Origin of the sequence: Hymenobacter sp. IS2118 (assembly GCF_000715495.1) — a bacterium.
GTDB lineage: Bacteria > Bacteroidota > Bacteroidia > Cytophagales > Hymenobacteraceae > Hymenobacter.
On the sequence record NZ_JNLX01000062.1, the window covers coordinates 1 to 1,284 of the forward strand.

Below are 1,284 nucleotides of genomic sequence, written 5' to 3' on the forward strand. Positions count from 1 at the left end.
AGCTTTGTTGTACTTGGCTTGGTAGGCGTCGTAAAGGGTCCAGGGCTTAGCGCCAACGTAATCCATGACCACGGGGTGGAAGCTGGCCGTGCTGGTGGCCACGCTGCTGGTGCGCACCCAACTGCCGACCCCGTTGCGCTGAATCAGGTACTCGCGGGTGATTGCGTCGTAGAAACCGTTGATTTCGGGGATGTAGTAGTATTGCCGGCCCGCTGGGATGGCTGGGCCCCAACTGGGCTTGGTGGCTGCGGCGTTCGTCTGAGCCTCAACAACAGGCGAGGCGGCCAGTACAAAGGCTGAGAGGAAGACAAAACGTAATGGCTTGAGGAGGTGTTGCATGAGAATTGATAAGCAAAAAAACATAGAGAACAACTTGTCTTGGCAAGGACAATGCCAAGCTTGAGTTCGGCGCGTTACGCTAGTTCGGCGCGTTACGCTGTAGCTGGCCCACATGTTTTGGTAGTTTCTCGGGGCTCTAGGGCGTGAGGACATTAAGAAATGAGTTATTCATCTAAGCCAATCAAGTGCTGCTCCGATATGCCAGAACGCGAGGAAGGAAACGATGGTCTTCTCGTAGCGGGTGGCCAAGCGGCGATACTGCTTCATGCGTCCGAAAAAGCGTTCGATTTTGTTGCGGTCGCGGTAGGCATTCTCGTCCAGGGGCAGCGGTTGGGTGCGGTTGGGGTGGCTGGGGATGACGGCTTGAATACCGCGTTGAGCGCAATAGGCGCGGGTTTGGTCGCTGTCGTAGGCCGTGTCGGCCACTACCTGGCCCACGTCGAGGCCGTCGAGCAGGGGCAGCGCCTGCGGGCTGTCGCCGGCCTGGCCGGGGGTGGCGAGCAGGCGCACCGCGTTGCCCAGCGACTCGACGCAGGCGTGAATTTTGGTGCTCATCCCGCCCCGGCTGCGGCCGAGGCACTCGGTCTGAGCGTCGCTTTTTTTTGGCCCGCCGCGTGCTGGTGCGCCCGCACGATGGTCGAGTCGAGCAGCACCCAGTCCAGCTCCGGCGCTTGGACGACCTGGAAAAGGCGGCGCCAGACGCCTTTTTCGGCCAGCCGGCGGAAGCGTTTGCGGGCCGTGTCGGACTTGCCGAAGCGTTCGGGCAGGTCGGCCCACGGGCAGCCGGTGCGCATTATCCACACCACAGCGTTGAAAAACAGCCGGTTATCGACGGCCGTCGCCCCGCCATCGGCGGCCTTGCCGGAGAGGTGCGGGGCAACCAGGGCCCAGGTAGCATCAGAAATTTCGTGACGGCGCATGCTGAAAAGTAAATAAGCAGTAAAC

At 60.9% G+C, this 1,284-nt stretch carries 1 protein-coding gene and 1 pseudogene; both read right to left on the minus strand.

All coding sequences use genetic code 11. The annotated features are described in order from the left end of the window. A partial coding sequence (locus GM79_RS04390; protein WP_035559889.1) for a hypothetical protein occupies positions 1 to 339 on the minus strand: 339 nt, incomplete at its 3' end. 168 nt (positions 340 to 507) lie between these two features. Next, a pseudogene (locus GM79_RS26455) lies at positions 508 to 1,284 on the minus strand (IS5 family transposase); the annotation flags it as partial.